General features: G+C 57.5%; 13 protein-coding genes and 1 other RNA gene. 10 read left to right on the top strand and 4 right to left on the bottom strand.

Annotated features, from left to right (window positions below; genetic code table 11):
• The first annotated feature begins 360 nt into the window (after positions 1-360).
• A complete protein-coding gene (locus DW937_RS03405) occupies positions 361-1,539 on the top strand; it encodes a phosphopentomutase (protein ID WP_120120128.1) in 1,179 nt (392 codons plus the stop codon).
• 189 nt (positions 1,540-1,728) lie between these two features.
• Here DW937_RS03405 and DW937_RS03400 read toward each other — a convergent pair whose 3' ends face one another.
• The 4 genes from DW937_RS03400 to rnpB form a co-directional block, all read right to left on the bottom strand.
• Entirely contained in the window at positions 1,729-3,441 is a 1,713-nt protein-coding gene (locus DW937_RS03400; RefSeq protein WP_120120127.1) for an LCP family protein, read from the bottom strand.
• Between the two features lie 19 nt (positions 3,442-3,460).
• Positions 3,461-3,814 (bottom strand): NusG domain II-containing protein, encoded by a 354-nt coding sequence (locus DW937_RS03395; RefSeq protein WP_005940047.1) that lies wholly within the window; start codon positions 3,812-3,814, stop codon positions 3,461-3,463.
• 3 nt (positions 3,815-3,817) lie between these two features.
• Positions 3,818-5,743: an NAD(+) synthase gene (locus DW937_RS03390; protein WP_120120126.1), complete on the bottom strand. Its 1,926-nt coding sequence runs from the start codon at positions 5,741-5,743 to the stop codon at positions 3,818-3,820.
• Positions 5,744-5,959: 216 nt separating this feature from the next.
• An RNA gene (gene rnpB / locus DW937_RS03385) (RNase P RNA component class A) lies at positions 5,960-6,297 on the bottom strand.
• Positions 6,298-6,407: 110 nt separating this feature from the next.
• Here rnpB and DW937_RS03380 point away from each other — a divergent pair.
• From DW937_RS03380 to DW937_RS03335, 9 genes are all read left to right on the top strand, one after another.
• Positions 6,408-7,337 carry an RluA family pseudouridine synthase gene (locus DW937_RS03380; protein WP_120120125.1) on the top strand — a complete coding sequence of 310 codons (930 nt, stop codon included), beginning with the start codon at positions 6,408-6,410 and terminating at the stop codon, positions 7,335-7,337.
• A 170-nt stretch (positions 7,338-7,507) separates the two neighbouring features.
• Positions 7,508-9,391, top strand: coding sequence for a M23 family metallopeptidase (locus DW937_RS03375; protein WP_243111412.1), 1,884 nt, complete (start codon positions 7,508-7,510; stop codon positions 9,389-9,391).
• 78 nt (positions 9,392-9,469) lie between these two features.
• Positions 9,470-10,189: a purine-nucleoside phosphorylase gene (gene deoD / locus DW937_RS03370; RefSeq protein WP_120120124.1), complete on the top strand. Its 720-nt coding sequence runs from the start codon at positions 9,470-9,472 to the stop codon at positions 10,187-10,189.
• Between the two features lie 90 nt (positions 10,190-10,279).
• Positions 10,280-10,726, top strand: a complete 447-nt coding sequence (locus tag DW937_RS03365) for a cytidine deaminase (protein ID WP_120120123.1) — start codon at positions 10,280-10,282, stop codon at positions 10,724-10,726.
• A 284-nt stretch (positions 10,727-11,010) separates the two neighbouring features.
• Positions 11,011-12,186 (top strand): BMP family ABC transporter substrate-binding protein, encoded by a 1,176-nt coding sequence (locus tag DW937_RS03355; protein WP_120120121.1) that lies wholly within the window; start codon positions 11,011-11,013, stop codon positions 12,184-12,186.
• Between the two features lie 295 nt (positions 12,187-12,481).
• Positions 12,482-13,996: an ABC transporter ATP-binding protein gene (locus DW937_RS03350; RefSeq protein ID WP_165852878.1), complete on the top strand. Its 1,515-nt coding sequence runs from the start codon at positions 12,482-12,484 to the stop codon at positions 13,994-13,996.
• Positions 13,997-13,999: 3 nt separating this feature from the next.
• Positions 14,000-15,169 carry an ABC transporter permease gene (locus DW937_RS03345; RefSeq protein ID WP_120120119.1) on the top strand — a complete coding sequence of 390 codons (1,170 nt, stop codon included), beginning with the start codon at positions 14,000-14,002 and terminating at the stop codon, positions 15,167-15,169.
• A gap of 1 nt (position 15,170) precedes the next feature.
• Positions 15,171-16,088, top strand: a complete 918-nt coding sequence (locus DW937_RS03340) for an ABC transporter permease (RefSeq protein ID WP_120120118.1) — start codon at positions 15,171-15,173, stop codon at positions 16,086-16,088.
• 171 nt (positions 16,089-16,259) lie between these two features.
• The gene (locus tag DW937_RS03335; protein WP_120120117.1) at positions 16,260-17,579 is read left to right on the top strand and encodes a thymidine phosphorylase; all 1,320 of its coding nucleotides are present in this window, start codon (positions 16,260-16,262) and stop codon (positions 17,577-17,579) included.
• Positions 17,580-17,637 lie beyond the last annotated feature (58 nt).

Here is a 17,637-nt window from a genome sequence, read left to right as displayed (position 1 = left end):
ACGCGGCCAACGGGAAAAATCCCATGCTGTGGTACAAAAGCAGAAAAGTTCTGCTGTTCAAAACTTCTCCACCTATTATTATATCTGCTGGGATACAATAGAGCAAGGAAAACTTTGCGCTGTGGCTGAATTTTTTAGGCGGTCAAGAAATCTTTACCACGGAATGACGTATTTACGCTCAAAAATGAAAAAACGCCCGGTTAATTCGTGAACAAAATGACGAACATTTTGGTGAAAATGACGGATATTTGCAGCACAGCAAAAACGCTTGCATCCGGCACAGGATTTGCTTATAATGATAAGTAAAGGTAGTATCACTTATCCGGGGCAGGCCCCCGGAAGAAATGGAGAAAAAACGATATGGAAAAGCGTGTTTTTCTGATCGTCCTCGACAGCTTTGGCATTGGTGCAGAGCCGGATGCCGCAGCGTTTGGCGATGAGGGCACCAACACCCTGGGTGCCATTGCAAAACACCCCAACTTCAACTGCCCCAACCTGCAAAAGATGGGCATGTTCAACATTGATGGCGTGGCCGCAGGCGAAAAGACCGCAGCGCCCATCGGCTCCTTTGCCCGCCTGCAGGAGCAGAGCATGGGCAAGGATACCACCATTGGTCACTGGGAGATCGCCGGTGTGGTAAGCCCCAAGCCGCTGCCCACCTTCCCGAACGGCTTCCCGGATGAGCTGATCCACGAGTTTGAGGAAAAGACCGGCCACAAGGTGCTGTGCAACAAGCCTTACTCCGGCACGCAGGTGCTGAAGGATTACGGCGAGCAGGCCATGAAAGAAAACGCCCTTATCGTCTACACCAGTGCCGACAGTGTATTTCAGGTGGCCGCCAACGAAGAGCTGGTGCCGGTGCATGAGCTGTACCGCTACTGCGAGATCGCCCGCGAGATGCTCAAGGGCGAGTACGGCGTGGGCCGCGTGATCGCACGCCCCTTCCTGGGCCACACTGCGGATACCTTCTACCGCACCACCAACCGCCACGACCTGAGCCTGAAGCCGCCCCGCGCTACCATGCTGGATCTGCTGAAGGACGCTGGCAGGGATGTGATCGCTGTGGGTAAGATCTTCGATATCTTTGACGGTGAGGGCGTGACCGAGAAGATCAAGACCACGGGCAATACCAACGGCATCGCCTTCACCAAGGCGCTCCAGACCCGCGACTTTGAGGGCCTTGCCTTTGTAAATCTGGTGGACTTCGATATGCTCTACGGCCACCGCCGCGATGTAGCAGGCTATGCTGCCGCAGCCACCGAGTTTGACAAGTTCGTGGCAGATTTCATCCCCGGAATGCGGGAGGGCGATCTCCTGATGGTGACGGCTGACCACGGCTGCGACCCGTCCTATACCAAGACCACCGACCACACCCGCGAGTATGTGCCGTATCTGATCTGCGGCAAGGGCGTGAAGCCCGGTGTTGACCTTGGCACCCGTCTGTGCTTTGGCACCATCGCCCAGACCATCTGCGAGTATCTTGATGTGGATGCTTCCTCTCTGGACGGCAAGAGCGTCTGGAACGAGATCAAGGCATAATGATTTTATAGAATGAGAAAGCCGCCTGCATTGGTTCAAGATGCAGGCGGCATTTTTATGCAGTTTATCGGTACGGACTTTCTGGTGAAAAAGCAAAACAGGAAACGACCGCAGTTGTTTCCTGTTTTGCAAATAAAATAATATTTCCACGATAGAGTCCGGGGCTTGCGCAGAGGACATTTTAAATCGTCACGCTGCTTCGTTCTGCTGCGAAGCGGCATCCTGAATGGCACCCCAGATGGAGGAAGCCGCATTGTAGATGGACGATGCAGCCTGTTCCACCTCTTCCTGCGTGGGCAGGGAGATGGACGGTGCTTCTCCGGCCGTATCACCGCTGCCGGTCTCGCCCTCGGCGGGGACCGCCGGCTCCTGCGGCTGGGTGTCGGCAGGCTGCTCTGCATCTGCAGGCTGGTCAGCCGGGACGGTCTCTTCCGGCAGGCTGTCGGCGGGCACTTCCTCGGGAACGCTCTCCGCAGGCACCTCCGAAACGGCGGCGTTCGGGTCGGTGGTGGGGGTGAACACCTCGGTCTTTTCCGGCTTCTGGGTGGTGTCGGCAACGGTGCCCTCACCGCCCAGCACAGACGCGATCATTTCTCTGGCCTTGCTCACAGAAGCATCGTCCGGTTTCATGACGTAGAGCTTCTGTCCCTTGGCAGAGTAGCACTTGGTGCTGCTGGAGCTTGTGCCGGTGACGGTATAGCTTTCAATATCCCACTCGGCAAAGTCGCTCAGCTGCATCCGTACCAGCGCACTGATCTGATCCTGTGAAAAGCTGGTCACAAAGCAGTCAGAGGCGGCATCCATGATCTTGGAAAAGCCCATCAGCAGGGCAGGGGACTTGATCTTGTTCAGCATGGCATCGATCACCTTCATCTGGTTGATGCCGCGCTGGATATCGCCGGATGCAAAGGCGTGACGCTCACGGGCAAAGGCCAGAGCGGCCTTGCCGTCCAGATGGTTCCAGCCCTCCACAAAGGTGGTGGGGTCATAGTAGCCGGGGCTGCCCACAGAAGTGAACGCCTGATCGGAGTAGACATCCACGCCGCCCAGCGCATCGATGATGCTGATGAAGCCCGCAAAGTTGATGCGGATGTAATGGTCAACATTGACGCCGTACAGATTGCCCAGTGTGGCCATGCTGGTTTCCACGCCGTACAGACCGGCGTGAGTCAGCTTATCCTTGCTGTCAGTGCCGGCAAGGTCTACGTAGTAGTCGCGCGGGGTGTTGATCAGGGCTACCCTCTTGGTGACAGGGTTCACGGCAGCAAGGATATTCACGTCGCTGCGGGCATTTTCGGTCAGCTCGCCGCGGGTGTCCACGCCGCTGAGGTAGATCACAAACGGCTCCTTGGTGATCTTGTTGGCCTCGGCACCGGTGAGCAGGCCAGAGGTCATGCTGCCCAAGGCAGAAAGGCCCTGCTGGGCCCAGAAGCAGCCCAGCGCCATGGCAGCGCACAGGAACACCGAGAATACCCGGGCTACCTTGCCGGGAACATTGTATTCCTGACAGCGCTTTACCAGCAGCCACAAAAGCGCCAGCAGCGCGGCCAGAATGACCAGATACAGCACCGGCAGCATCTGGGTGCGCCACAGCTGCACCAGTGCCAGAATGCTTAAAATACCTTGTAAGATCAGCAAAATTTTCCCCCACTTGGAAGGTACTGCCACGGCTCCATCCACGGGCGGCTGGGCCTTGGGCGGTACGGGTGTGTTGTGGCCGCTGCGCGGCGGCTTCTGGGGAGGCTGGGCCGGAGGCGGTGTGCTGGGCTGTTCCGGCGGAAGCTCGGAAAAAAACGCCGAGCTGTCTACCTCGATGGGCGCAGTGTCCTCAGAGCCTTCCTTGCGGCTGATGTGCCGCAGAGAACGGTGATCTTCGTGGGAACGATCGTTTTCATCCATCATTCAAAACCACTCCTTTTTGTCAGGAAACAGGTACAATGGTCAGCACTGCACGGGCCGGAAGGCAGGTGGCGGTCTGATCTTCGTTGGAAAGCCAGCCAAAGCCTTCACAGATGTGATCCGGGCAGGGCGAATCCACGAACCGGGCTGCACCGTCCTTGATCTGGATGTGGACGGTATAGTAACCGGTGTCCACATCATAGGTCTCATCCACGTCCAGCGGCAGGTTCATGGTGGTGTTGTTGTCGCCGTAGATCAGCTCGGCCCGCAGCCCGGAGCCGGAAGCGTGCACGCGGCGCACCACCAGCAGCACAGCGGCAATGGCCAGAATGACCACGGCAAAGAGAAGATTGGTAAGCAGCTTTTTGTTTTTCATGCGTTAATCCTTGATCTGTAATTGTTCCAGCTCGGCCAGCCACAGTGCGGCACAGGCATCGCTGGGCATCCGCCAGTCGCCGCGGGGCGAAAGGGTCACGCTGCCCACCTTGGGGCCGTCGGGCAGGCAGCTGCGCTTGAACTGTTGGGCAAAGAACCGCCAGTAGAAGTTGCGCAGCCACTTGTACAGCACGCTGTCCGGGTACTCCGGCCGGCCTGCGAATGCAGTCTTTGCCAGCCGGAAGATCTTGGCCGGGCCAAAGCCGAAGCGCAGCACCTGATACAGGTAGAAATCGTGCAGCTCGTAGGGTCCCACAAGGTCCTCGGTCTTCTGCGCGATCTCGCCGTCCTTGGCAGGCAGCAGCTCCGGGGAGACGGGCGTATCCAGAATATCCAGCAGCACCGTGCGCAGAGCATCGGCGGCGGCAATGTCGGCTTCGTAGCGCACAAGGTGGCGCACCAGCGTTTTGGGCACACCGGCGTTCACACCGTACATGCTCATGTGGTCGCCGTTGTAGGTGGCCCAGCCCAGCGCCAGCTCCGAAAGGTCGCCGGTGCCCACCACGAGACCGCCGGTGCGGTTGGCGGTGTCCATCAGCTCCAACGTGCGCACGCGGGCCTGTCCGTTTTCAAAGGTGACATCCAGCACGCTCTCGTCCTGACCGATGTCCGCAAAATGGCTGTGCACGGTGTTGGCGATATCGATCTCTTTAAAGGAGACCTGCAGCTCATCGCACAGGATCTCTGCATTGCTGCGGGTGCGCTTCGTGGTGCCAAAGCAGGGCATGGTCACAGCCAGCACATCCCGGGCGGGGCGGCCCAGCTGCTTCATGGCACGCACGGCCACCAGAAGCGCAAGACAGCTGTCCAAGCCGCCGGAAATGCCGATAACGGCGGTCTTTGCGTGGGCGTGTTCCAGCCGCTTTGCAAGGCCGTCGGCCTGCATTTTCAGAATCAGCTCACAGCGCTCGGCGCGGCGCTTGGGGTCGCCGGGCACAAAGGGTGCGGGGTCGATCCAGCGGGTCAGCGTGGTCTCTGCCGGTTCCAGATCGAACTCCACGGTCTGGTAGCCCTCGCCGCTCAGCTCAAAACTGGTGTTGCGGGCACGCTCGGCTTCCATGCGCTGGCAGTCGATCTCGGTCTCGGCACAGCCGCCGTCAAAGGGAGCGTTCTCCGCCAGAATAGTGCCGTTCTCGGCGATCAGGTCGTGGCCGGCGAACACCATGTCCTGCGTGCTCTCACCGTGCCCGGCGGAAGCATACAGGTAGCCGCACAGCAGGCGGGCAGACTGGTTGGACACCAGCGCCCGGCGGTACTCGGCCTTGCCGACGGTCTCATCGCTGGCGGAAAGATTTGCGATCACGGTCGCACCGGCCAGCGCGTGGAAGGTGGAGGGCGGCAGGGCGCTCCACAGATCCTCGCAGATCTCCACACCCAGCACAAAGCTGGGCATCTGGCGGCAGCGGAACAGCAGGGAAGTGCCAAAGGGCACCTGCTGACCACACACCTCCACCAGCTCCACCTCGGTGCTGCCCGGGGTGAACTGACGCTTTTCGTAGAACTCGCCGTAGTTGGGCAGATAGGTCTTGGGTACAAGGCCCAGAATGCGGCCATGGCACAGCACGGCGGCGCAGTTGTACAGCTTGCCGTGCACCAGCAGCGGAAGGCCCACCAGCGTGACAACGTCCAGTGCTTTTGTTTCATCAAGCAGGGTGCTCAGGGCATCCAGTGCACCGGTCTGCAGCGTGCGCTGCAGAAACAGGTCGCCGCAGGTATAGCCGGTCAGGCAGAACTCGGGGAACACGGCCAGCTTTACGCCGCGGGCTGCAGCTTTGTGCAAAGCATCCGTGATCTGCCGGACATTATAGGCGCAGTCGGCCACCCGCAGTGCGGGAGAAAGGGCGGCTGCTTTCAAAAAACCATCTTTCATCGGAGGATTTCACATCCTGTCTTTCTTAGTTGACTGCAATTTCCTGCAGTGCACATAGTATACCACAAACAGACCCAAACGGGAAGTAAAAGAACAATGACAAAAACAAAACAGCCGCGCTCTCTCCATCTCGCACTGCCCGACGGAGAAAGCGGGCAAGACAAAAAATAAAAAATCCCACACAAAAATGTGCGGGAATCAAAGACTGAAAAATGGAAAACGAGATAGACCGTAAGCCGGGTTCTGTATTAAACGACGATCTGTCTAGACCTGCCATTGCTGACAGGCTCGTGCCGCCTTCGGGACACGCGAGCAGCGCTGTACGTCCCATATAGGCGTTGCTTCCGGTAGGGTTTACAAAGCCGCATGGTCACCCATGCGCTGGTGAGCTCTTACCTCGCCGTTTCATCCTTACCGCATTGCTGCGGCGGTTTGTTTTCTGTTGCACTTTCCCTGAGGTCACCCTCGGCTGCCGTTAGCAGTTACCGTGCTCTGTGAGGCCCGGACTTTCCTCAGAGCGGTCAAAGCCGCCCCGCCGCCGTATGTTCCACTCGTTTTCCGCTCCTCATGATACCATAAAAAAGAAGGATTTGCAAGTAGAAGCCTTTTTTGATATAATATCTTATACATTTTTATGTTTTTTGCGCAGGAGGTGGGGGTGCATATGTGGCTGTTTTTTACGGTGCCTGATACGCTGCAGACCCAAAACGGAGTGCTTCTGCGCAATTTTCTGCGCCAGTGTGCCGTCTCCACCGACCTTGCCCGTGCAGTCAAGTTCCGGGGCAGCGGCTTTTTTGCGGATGGAGAGCCTGTTCTTGCCAACCGAAGGGTGTACCCGGGGCAGACGGTCAGCTTTGAGCTGCCGCCGGAAGGGGAAGGCGTGGCCCCGCAGCCGGAGATCCCGGTAAACGTGGTCTATGAGGATGCATTTGCGGTGGTGCTGGAAAAGCCGCCCCATTTGGCCGTGCATCCCACCCTGAACTACCCCTACGATACCCTTGCCAACGGGTATGCGGCATGGGCCGCGCAGCAGGGCATCAGCCCGGTGTTCCGCCCGGTGAACCGTATCGATAAGGACACCAGCGGCCTTGTTCTGGCTGCAAAGCACGCCTATGCTGCGCCGCTGCTGGCCCGGAATGTGGAAAAGCTCTACTATGCCGTTGTGGAGGGAGAGCTGCCGCTGGGTCCGGGCGTGATCGATGCGCCCATTGGCCGTCGGGCTGAGAGCATCATTGGCCGCTGCGTGACCCCGGACGGCAAGCCCAGCCGTACCGAGTATACCATATTAAAAGCAGAAAACAGCCTGAGCCTTGCAGCCTGTGTGCCGGTAACGGGCCGCACCCATCAGATCCGGGTGCATTTTGCGTCCATCGGCCACCCGCTGGCTGGGGATGACCTTTACGGCGGGAGCCGGGAGCGCATTGGACGGCAGGCGCTGCACTGCGCAAGGCAGAGCTTCCGGGTGCCGGTGTACACCCCGGTGGAGGACGGAATCCGGGTGGAATGTCTGGCGAATGGAAATAACTGGAAGACTGTTGCGGTGGAAAGCCCGCTGCCGCAGGATATGAAACCGCTTTTGGTGAAAAGTAAGTGAAAGAACCGCCCAAATTTTGTGACAATGCTTGTTTCAAAGACGGCAGGGTGTATAATAAAATAAGAATATTGCGTGCATGAGCCTGCTGGAAAGGGCATGTGCGCCCAAGACCGCCGCCGTCTTATCCCGGCACCGTGTGTGCATTGGCGGCAAGGAAGGAGAAAAACCTTTTGATCGAAGACAAGACAAAGGAGCAGCAGCCCGCTTCACCGGTAAAACCGAAACGCGGCCAGAGGCTGCGCTCCCTTTGGGCACAGCTGCAATGCATGGGGCTTTTGCACCGGCACCGGCTGCGCCGTAAAACCCAGAATCATATGAATGATTTTGGCAGAAAGCTTGCCCAGAATTCTGCCGCGCCAGTCATCGGGGAGACGCTGTATGCACTGGGCTATTCTACAGAGTATGTATTCGTCCGCGTTGGGCGCGGCCTGCGCAGCGGCTGGCTGTGGCTGTGGCAGGCATTTACGACACTGCTGGCAAATGCTGCGGCAATGGCGTTCCCGGGGGCAGCGCAGATGTTCCAGGACCTGTTCGGCCCGATCTGGCTGTTCTTCCGGGGCTGCGGTTCGCTGCTGGTGCACGCCCAACGGGTGCGGAAAGAAAAAGGCTTTGCCGCAGCCTGCAAAGCCAGCGTACATTATCTGGCCAGCGGCGTGCGCCGCAACCTGAAAACACTGCCGCGCATGGCCATGTATGTGCTGCCGGTGTGCGCACTGGCCGTTATGGTGACCGTGTTCAACCATACCGTCCGCCAGCCTTATGCGCTGGAGGTGCAGGTGAACGGTCAGACCGTCGGCTATGTGGCCAATGAGGATGTGTTCAACTCGGCCCGCGAGGCGGTGCAGGAGCGTATCAACTACGCAGACACCGACCATGCAAAGTGGACCGTGGAGCCTACCTACACCGTTACCGTGGCCCACAAGACCATGGATGAAAACGAGATGGCGGACGCGATCCTGAAGAGCGCCAGCGACGAGATCAGCGAGGGCACGGCCCTGTATCTGGATGGTGAGCTGACCGCAGTGTGCAGCGATGGTGCCAGCCTGCAGAGCTACCTGAGCAGCCTGCTGGAACCCTATGAGGACCCTGAGAACTCCAACGTGACCGTGGGCTTCAACAAGGAAGTCACACTGGAAAACGGCATCTACTTCAACGACAGCTTTCAGGACGAAGCGGATGTGGAAAAGGAACTTTCCGGTGTGCAGCAGCAGGAAAAGATCTACACAGTGGGCGCAGGCGACACGCTGTGGAGCATCGCCCAGAAAAACGACCTGACCTTCCGGGAACTGTGCGAGCTGAACCCCAGCTTCAAAGGCGCACAGCTGAATGAAAAATCCAACATTCAGGCCGGTGATGAGCTGATCGTGACCAAGCAGGAAGCTACGCTGGAAGTGCGCATCACCAAGGTGGAGACCTGGCAGGAGGAGATCCCCTATACCACCGAGACCACCACCTCCAACGAGTACACGGTGGGCACCAAGAAAACGGTGCAGAACGGTGTGAACGGCCTGCGTCAGATCACGGCGCAGCGTGTTTATAACACCGACGGCATCCAGCTTTCCCAGAAGATCCTGAGCACGGAAGTGGTGCAGGAGCCTGTCACGGAAAAGATCGTGAAGGGCACCAAAAAGGTGACCAGCAGCACCAGCTACATCACCGGCAGCGGTCAGTTCATCTGGCCGGTGCCCGGCTACCGGAACTGCTCGCGCTGGTACGGCGGCAGCCACAAGGGTGTGGATATCTGTGCGGCTGCCGGTACGCCCATCTACGCATCGGCGGGCGGCACCGTGACCAAGGCCGGCTACAACAAGGCCGGTGCCGGTACGGGTTATGGCTACTCCATCATCATCAGCCACGGCAGCGGCTACACCACGGTGTATGCGCACTGCCTGTCACTGGCGGTGCACTCCGGCCAGACCGTCAAGCAGGGCCAGCTGATCGGCTATGTGGGCAGCACCGGACGCTCCAGCGGCAACCACTGCCACTTTGAGATCCGCCGCAACGGCAGCTACATCGCGCCGCAGAATGTGTTCAACCGCAGAAAGTATAGGTAAAGGTAAGTTTGCAGAGGGCTTTTTCTCCGGAGAAAGCCCATCTGCTGTATTATGTAACAGAAAAGGAGAGATGATCTTATGTCTACCCCTCACATCAGTGCTGAAAAAGGCGATTTTGCAAAGACCGTCCTGATGCCGGGCGATCCTCTGCGTGCAAAATTCATTGCGGACACCTTCCTCAAGGATGTCCGTCAGGTGACCGGCGTGCGCGGGATGCTGGGCTTTACCGGCACCTACGAGGGCCGTCCCATCAGCGTGATGGGCAGCGGCATGGGCATGCCGTCCATTGGCATTTATTCCTATGAGCTGTTCAAGTTCTACGATGTAGAGAACATCATCCGCATCGGCTCTGCCGGCAGCTATACCGACAAGGCCAAGCTGTTTGACGTGGTGCTGGCCGCCGGTGCTGTGAGTGAAAGCAACTACGCCCGCGTGCAGAGCGGCTTTGACGGCAATATTACCCTGCCCAGCCAGAGTCTGAACGACAAGCTGCGCGCTTCTGCCGCAAAGCAGGGTATCCCCCTCATCGAGGGAAACATCCACTCTTCGGATGTGTTCTACCGTCAGCCCTCCGATGCAAAGCCTACCTACTGGGAAAAGCTGCGCGACGAGCGCGGCTGCCTGTGCGTGGAGATGGAGAGCTTTGCCCTGTTTGCCAATGCACAGGTGCTGGGCAAGAACGCTGCCTGCCTGCTGACCATTTCCGACAGCTTTGTTTCGCCGGAGATCACCACGGCAGAACAGCGCCAGAAGAGCTTTACCGACATGATGAAGGTAGCACTGGGTGCAGAATACTAAGCGTTAAAAACGCATTTCAGCGCGGTTTGCCTGCAAAAGGGCTTGCCGCGCTGTTTTCGACCTCTGAAAACCAAAAAAGGAGTGACGAATATGACAAACCTGACCCTGGAAGAAAAGAAGGAGCTCATCCGCATGGCACTGGCTGCACGGGAAAAAGCCTATGTGCCCTACAGCGATTTTATGGTGGGCGCTGCCCTGCGCGCCAAGGATGGCCGCATTTTTACCGGCTGCAACGTGGAGAACGCTGCCTTTACCCCCACCAGCTGTGCAGAGCGCACGGCTCTGTTCAAGGCGGTGGCCGAGGGCGTGACCGAGTTCACCGACATTGCTGTGGTGGGCAGCCGCCGCGGCGAGGTGAACGAGCAGATCACTTCTCCCTGCGGGGTGTGCCGCCAGGCTCTGTTTGAATTCGGCGGGCCGGAACTGAACGTTATCATGGCAAAGACACCGGAAGATTTTATCGAGCGCAGCATGGACGAACTGCTGCCCTTCGGCTTTGGCCCCTCCAATGTGGCAGGCAACTGCGCCGTGAAGTGACGGGATAAAAGCGCAGAGACACACTGCAGGACAATAAAGTAACGGCAATACGTGCATTGTGCGGAAAAACACAGGAAGTGCACGGAAAATGGCCGGAACTACGGCAAATTTGTGCATAAATACTACTTTTGATAAAAACTTACAAAATTATTGTAAAGATTTTGTAATCGGAATTCGCTTGCATCTGACACGGCTTGCCGTTATACTTGAGCCAGTAAATGTGCAGTTCTGCGCATTTTATTTGTTTGACGCAATTTTATTAAAAATAAAAGGAGAGTTTGATTATGATGATTTCTCGTCGTAATTTCCTGGCTGTGGCTGGTGCCGCTGCCGCTGCCGCTGCTCTGACCGCCTGCGGCGGTTCTTCCGCTTCTTCTGCCAGCACCGCTTCTTCCGCTACTGCTTCTACTGCCTCCTCTGCTGCTGAGGGCGGTGAGAAGATCGTCAAGGTCGCTCTGACCTGCGATACCGGCACGATCGATGATGAGAGCTTCAACCAGGCATGCTGGACTGCTGTTTCCGGCTACATGGGCGATGACTGCCAGTACTACATCCCCGAGGCTGACGCTTCCGATGAGGACCGCGAGACCATGATCCGTCAGGCTGTCAACGACGGCGCTGATGTGATCGTCTGCGTCGGCTACCTGTACGGTGCTTCTCTGGCATGGGCTGCTGACCAGTATCCCGATGTCAAGTTCATCGCCATCGATGTGACGCAGGGCGATATCGGCACCGATGCCATCCCTGCCAACTGCTACTGCATCACCTTCAAAGAGGAGCAGGCAGGCTATCTGGCAGGCTACGCCATCGCAAAGGACGGCAAGACCAAGCTGGGCTTCCTGGGCGGCATGGCTGTTCCCGCTGTTATCCGTTACGGCTACGGCTTCGTGCAGGGCGCTGATGCCGCTGCTGCTGAGCTGGGCCAGAACATCGAGATCAACTACTTCTACGGCGGCCAGTTCTACGGTGATGCAAACATCACCTCCCGTATGGAGGGCTGGTACTCCAACGGCACTCAGGTCGTCTTTGCCTGCGGCGGCGGCATCTACACCTCCGCTGTTGAGGCTGCTCTGAAGAACAACGGCTACGTCATCGGCGTTGATGTTGACCAGAACTACATCGGTGCAAACGGCGTTGCAGATGGCACCTACGCTTATAACCCGTTCATCACCTCTGCTATGAAGGGCCTGTCCGAGGCTGTCAACACTGCTCTGGCTGATATCGAGGCCGGCAGCTGGGGCGACATCGCAGCTTCCAACGGCAACTTCGGTCTGGAGGACGGCGATTATGTCGGCCTGCCCACCGATGCAGACAGCTGGAACTTCGAGTCCTTCACCACCGACGAGTACGAGGAAGTCAAGGGCAAGATCAAGAGCGGCGAGATCACTGTTGATAACAGCTCCGACGACGCTACCAAGCCCACCGTCAGCGAGTTCACCACTGTCAACTACATCCAGTAAGCTGTTGTCCGGCAGGCCTGCCTGCGGACGATCGATGGTTCTTTTCAAAGCGGGGCATCCTGTAACGGGGTGTCCCGCTTTTTTCTGTCTTCTATTGGCGTAATGCGGGAAAAATGCAGCGTACTCTTCGTGAAAAGAGTACAAAAGTAATACTATTGTATGTGCTTTCTGCCAAAAAGCAAAAAAGACATGTGCAAATTGCCGCAAATCAGGTATAATGGAACTTAAAGAAGTATCGGTGTCGAAACGACACGAAAGGAGAGTGAGCAGATTGGCAGAGGATTTTGTGATCGAAATGCTCCACATTACCAAGGAGTTTCCTGGGATCAAAGCAAACGACGATATCACCCTGCAGCTGCGCAAAGGCGAGGTACATGCCCTGCTGGGCGAGAACGGCGCCGGCAAAAGTACACTGATGAGCGTGCTGTTTGGCCTGTACCAGCCGGAAGCTGGTCAGATCCGCAAAAACGGCAAGGAGGTTGCTATCCGCAACCCCAATGATGCAAACGCACTGGGCATCGGCATGGTGCACCAGCACTTCAAGCTGGTGGAATGCTTCAGCGTGCTGGACAACATCATTCTGGGCGTGGAACCCAACAAGATGGGCTTTTTGCAGAAGGCCGAGGCACGCAAAAAGGTGATGGCCCTGAGCGAAAAGTACGGCCTGCGCGTGGACCCGGATGCACTGATCAGCGATATCTCTGTTGGTATGCAGCAGCGCGTTGAGATCCTGAAGATGCTGTACCGCGACAACGAGATCCTGATCTTCGACGAGCCTACCGCAGTGCTGACCCCGCAGGAGATCGACGAACTGATGGAGATCATGCGCGGGTTCAAGAAGGAAGGCAAGTCCATCCTGTTCATTACCCACAAGCTCAACGAGATCATGGCTGTGGCAGACCGCTGCACAGTTCTGCGCAAGGGCAAATGCATGGGTACCGTGGACATCAAGGATACCACCAAGGAAGAGCTTTCCCGCATGATGGTGGGCCGCGATGTGCAGCTGCAGGTGGACAAAAAGCCCGCAGACCCCGGCAGGGTGGTGCTGGATGTGGAAAACGTCACCATGCACAATGCCCAGCACAAGAAGGATGCAGTCCGGAATGTCTCTTTTCAGGTGCACGCGGGCGAGATCGTCTGTCTTGCCGGTATCGAGGGCAACGGTCAAACCGAGTTCGTCTACGGCCTGACCGGTCTGGAAAAGATCAGCAGCGGCAAGATCACGCTGGACGGCAAGGACATCACCAACGAGTCCATCCGTCAGCGCTCCAAGGACGGCATGAGCCATATCCCGGAGGACCGCCACAAGCACGGCCTTGTGCTGGACTACAGTCTGGAAAACAACATGGTGCTGCAGCGCTACTGGCAGCCCGAATTCCAGAAGGGCGGCTTTATCCGCAGCGATAAGGTGCGCGAATATTCCGATAAGCTCATTGCCCAGTACGATGTGCGCAGCGGTCAGGGCAGTGTGACCACCGTGCGCAGTATGTCCGGCGGCAACCAGCAGAAAGCCATCATTGCCCGTGAGATCGATAAGGACCCGAAGCTCTTGGTGGCAGTCCAGCCCACTCGCGGTCTGGACGTTGGTGCAATTGAATACATCCACCGTCAGATCGTGGCCGAGCGCGATAAGGGTACGGCTGTGCTGCTGGTCAGTCTGGAGCTGGACGAGGTGATGAACCTGTCCGACCGAATCCTTGTGATGTACGAGGGCGAGGTCGTGGGCGAATTTGACCCCAAGACCACCACCGTGCAGGAGCTGGGCCTGTATATGGCAGGCGCACGCAAGCAGGGAAAGGAGAGCAAATAACACATGAACAAGAAAAAACTTTCCCACAGCAGTCTGAACAGCTCCATCACCAGTGTGCTGGCTGCTCTGCTGTGCATCCTGATCGGCCTTGTGGTCGGTTTTCTGGTGCTGCTGGCCATCAACCCGGCCCACGCATGGGGCGACGGCTTTGTGCGCATCCTGAAGGGCGGCTTCCATGACGCGCCCTACGGTGTCGGCAAGGAGCTGGCAAATGCGGCTCCCCTCATTATGACCGGTCTGTCTGTGGCGTTTGCCTTCAAGACCGGCCTGTTCAACATCGGTGCGGCGGGTCAGTATACGCTGGGCGCTTACGGCGCTCTGTACTGCGCCATCATGCTCAAGCTGCCGTGGTTCGTCTGTCTGATCGCAGCCACCATTCTGGGCGGCATCTGGGGTGCGATCCCCGGCTTCTTCAAGGCCTACTTCAACATCAACGAAGTCATTACCTCCATCATGTTCAACTGGATCGGCCTGTATCTGGTCAATGAGCTCATTTACCAGAACGGCACTGGCCCCATGTACGATGTGCGCAATACCCGTACCATCAACATCAGCAAGAACGCCGATTACGCTCAGTCCATCATCCCAGATTTCGGCCTGAACAAGCTGTTCCAGACCAACAGCACCACCATCGCCATCTTCCTGGCGGCAGCGGTGGCAGTTCTGATCTGGGTGGTGCTGAACAAGACCACCTTCGGCTACGAGCTCAAGGCAGTCGGCCTGAACAAGAGCGCTGCCCGCTACGCCGGCATCAACGAGAAGAAGAACATCATCCTCTCCATGGCCATTGCCGGTGCGCTGGCCGGTTTTGGTGCGGGCCTGTACTATCTGTCCAATGTGTCCCAGTGGAACCCGCTGAACTCCACCAGCCTGCCGGCAATGGGCTTCAACGGCATTTCCGTTGCACTGCTGGCAAGCTCCAACCCCATTGGCACCATTTTCTCGGCGATCTTCATTTCCCATATCTCGGTGGGCGGCTCCTTCCTTTCCACCAAGTATTACCCCACTGAGATCTCGGACCTGATCAGCGGCATCATCATCTACCTGTGCGCATTCTCCATGCTGTTCCGCGGCAAGATCCACGCACTGCTGTTCAGGAATGCCGACAAGACCAATGTGAACGCAGAGCCTGCTGCTCCTGCAGGATCTGCAACCGAAAAGGAGGGCAAGTGATATGCTGCTTCTGATCAAATATACGCTGCTGTATGGCATCGTTCTGATGATGGTGGCACTGGGCGGTATGTTCAGTGAGCACTCCGGCATCATCAACATTGCACTGGAAGGCATCATGGTCATTGGCGGTGTGGCGGGTGTTCTCACCCTGACCATGCTGCCCTCCAGTATGCCGGTCTTCCTCGTGGTGCTGATCTCTGTTCTGGTGGCGGCACTGGCCGGTATGGTGTACAGTCTGCTGCTGGCCTTTGCCTCCATCAACCTGAAGGCAGATCAGACCATTGGCGGCACGGCCCTGAACCTGCTGGCTACTGCTATTGCGGTGGTCATTGCAAAGTATTTCAGCGAGAGCGGCAGTGCAAAGCTGAACTACTCCAACAAGCCTTTCCTGTTCAGCATCGGCGGGCTGGAACTGAGCATTTTTGTGCCGCTGGGCATCATTCTGCTGATTATCAGCTATGTGGTGCTGTACAAGACCCGCTTTGGCCTGCGCCTGCGTGCCTGCGGCGAGCATCCGCAGGCAGCGGACTCTGTGGGCATCAATGTCTACAAGATGCGCTATGCCGGTGTTGTCATTTCCGGTGCACTGGGCGCGATCGGCGGTATGGCCTACATCGTGCCCCCGGTGCAGACCTGGAACTTTGAGGTGGGTGTGGCCGGCGCAGGCTTCCTTGCCATGGCTGTTATGATTTTTGGCCAGTGGAAGCCCTTCAACATCTTTGGCGCAGCCATGTTCTTTGCTGTGTTCAAGAGTCTGGCAAACATTGCAGACTCCACCTTCCTGGCACAGCTGCACTGGTCCAGCAACATCTACAACATGATGCCGTTCGTGGCGTCCATGATCATTCTGGCGTTTACCTCCAAGAACAGCATGGCACCCAAGGCAGAGGGCATCCCCTACGACAAGGGATCCCGCTAAAACGACGACTCGTGATCCCAAAACAAGGGCGCAGCTGCTTTTCCGGGCGGCTGCGCCCTTTTTGGTTTAAAATTGGGCAAAGTTTACAGAATGATACTTGCTTTTGTTTGAAATTTTGCTATACTATATCTTATAATGTCGTACTATTGAAAAAACGAGGAGCGTGATACGATGCGCGTTTATGATCTGATTGCAAAAAAGCGTGACGGCGGTACGCACAGCCGTGAGGAGCTGGAGCAGATCGTCAATGGCTATGTCAGCGGAGAAGTGACTGATTACCAGATGGCTGCATGGATGATGGCTGTCTATCTGCGCGGCATGACCGATGAAGAGACCGCAGAGCTGACCGATGTGATGGCTCACAGCGGTGTGATGGTGGATCTTTCGCCCATTCCGGGCATCAAGGTGGACAAGCACTCCACTGGCGGCGTGGGTGACAAGACCACGCTGGTCATTGCCCCCATCGTGGCGGCCTGCGGCGTGAAGATCGCCAAGATGAGCGGCCGGGGCCTTGGCCATACCGGCGGCACCATCGATAAGATGGAGAGCGTGCCCGGCACCAGAACTGCCCTCTCACAGGAGGAGTTCTTTGCGCAGGTGAACAGGATCGGTCTGTCGGTCATTGGCCAGAGCGAGGGCATTGCCATTGCAGATAAAAAAATGTATGCCCTGCGCGATGTGACCGCAACCGTCAGCTGCATCCCACTCATCGCATCCAGCATCATGTCCAAGAAACTGGCTTCCGGCTCGGATGCCATCCTGCTGGATGTGACCACCGGCACCGGAGCTTTTATGAAAACGGTAGACCAGAGCATTGAGCTGGCCAAGCTGATGGTATCCATTGGCACCCATCACGGCCGCCGGGTGGCTGCCATGATCACCGATATGGACACCCCGCTGGGCCATAACATTGGCAACAGTCTGGAAGTCATGGAAAGCATGGATGTGCTCAAGGGCCATGGCCCCGCCGACCTGACCGAGGTCTGCCTGCAGCTGGCCGCCAATATGCTGGTGCTGGCCGATAAGGGCACTCCTGCCGAGTGCCGCGCCATGGCCGAGGCGGTGATCGCCGATGGCTCTGCCTTTGCAAAGTGCAAGGAGATGTTTGCGGCGCAGGGCGGCGATACCCGCGTGCTGGACGATTACAGCCTGTTTGAGCAGCCCGCGGCAAGCTTTGAGCTGCTGGCAGAGCAGGACGGTTACATTGTGGCGAACGATGCCGAGAAAATTGGCTCTGCCAGCGTGCTGCTGGGTGCGGGCCGACAGAAAAAGGGCGACCCGCTGGATTTTGCCGCCGGCATCACCCTGCATAAAAAGCGCGGCGACTACGTAAAGAAGGGCGAGAGCCTTGCCACCTTCTACGGCGCAGCCGATAAGTTTGAAGCTGCCGCCGCCGAGTACCGCAGCGGCCTTGGATACGGCTCTGAGAAGCCGGAGGAAGCCCCGCTGGTGTATGCCCTTGTAACGAAGGACGGCGTGGAGCGCTATTAAATGAAATAAAAGCTTCCGGGACGGTATCTCCCGGGGCTTTTTTGCGTCATTTGGCAGG

The sequence above is a fragment of the Faecalibacterium sp. AM43-5AT genome (genome assembly GCF_003603345.1).
In the GTDB taxonomy this organism is placed as follows: domain Bacteria; phylum Bacillota; class Clostridia; order Oscillospirales; family Ruminococcaceae; genus Faecalibacterium; species Faecalibacterium taiwanense.
Note: the sequence above shows the minus strand (reverse complement) of the source record. Positions and strands in the feature narration are given on the sequence as shown.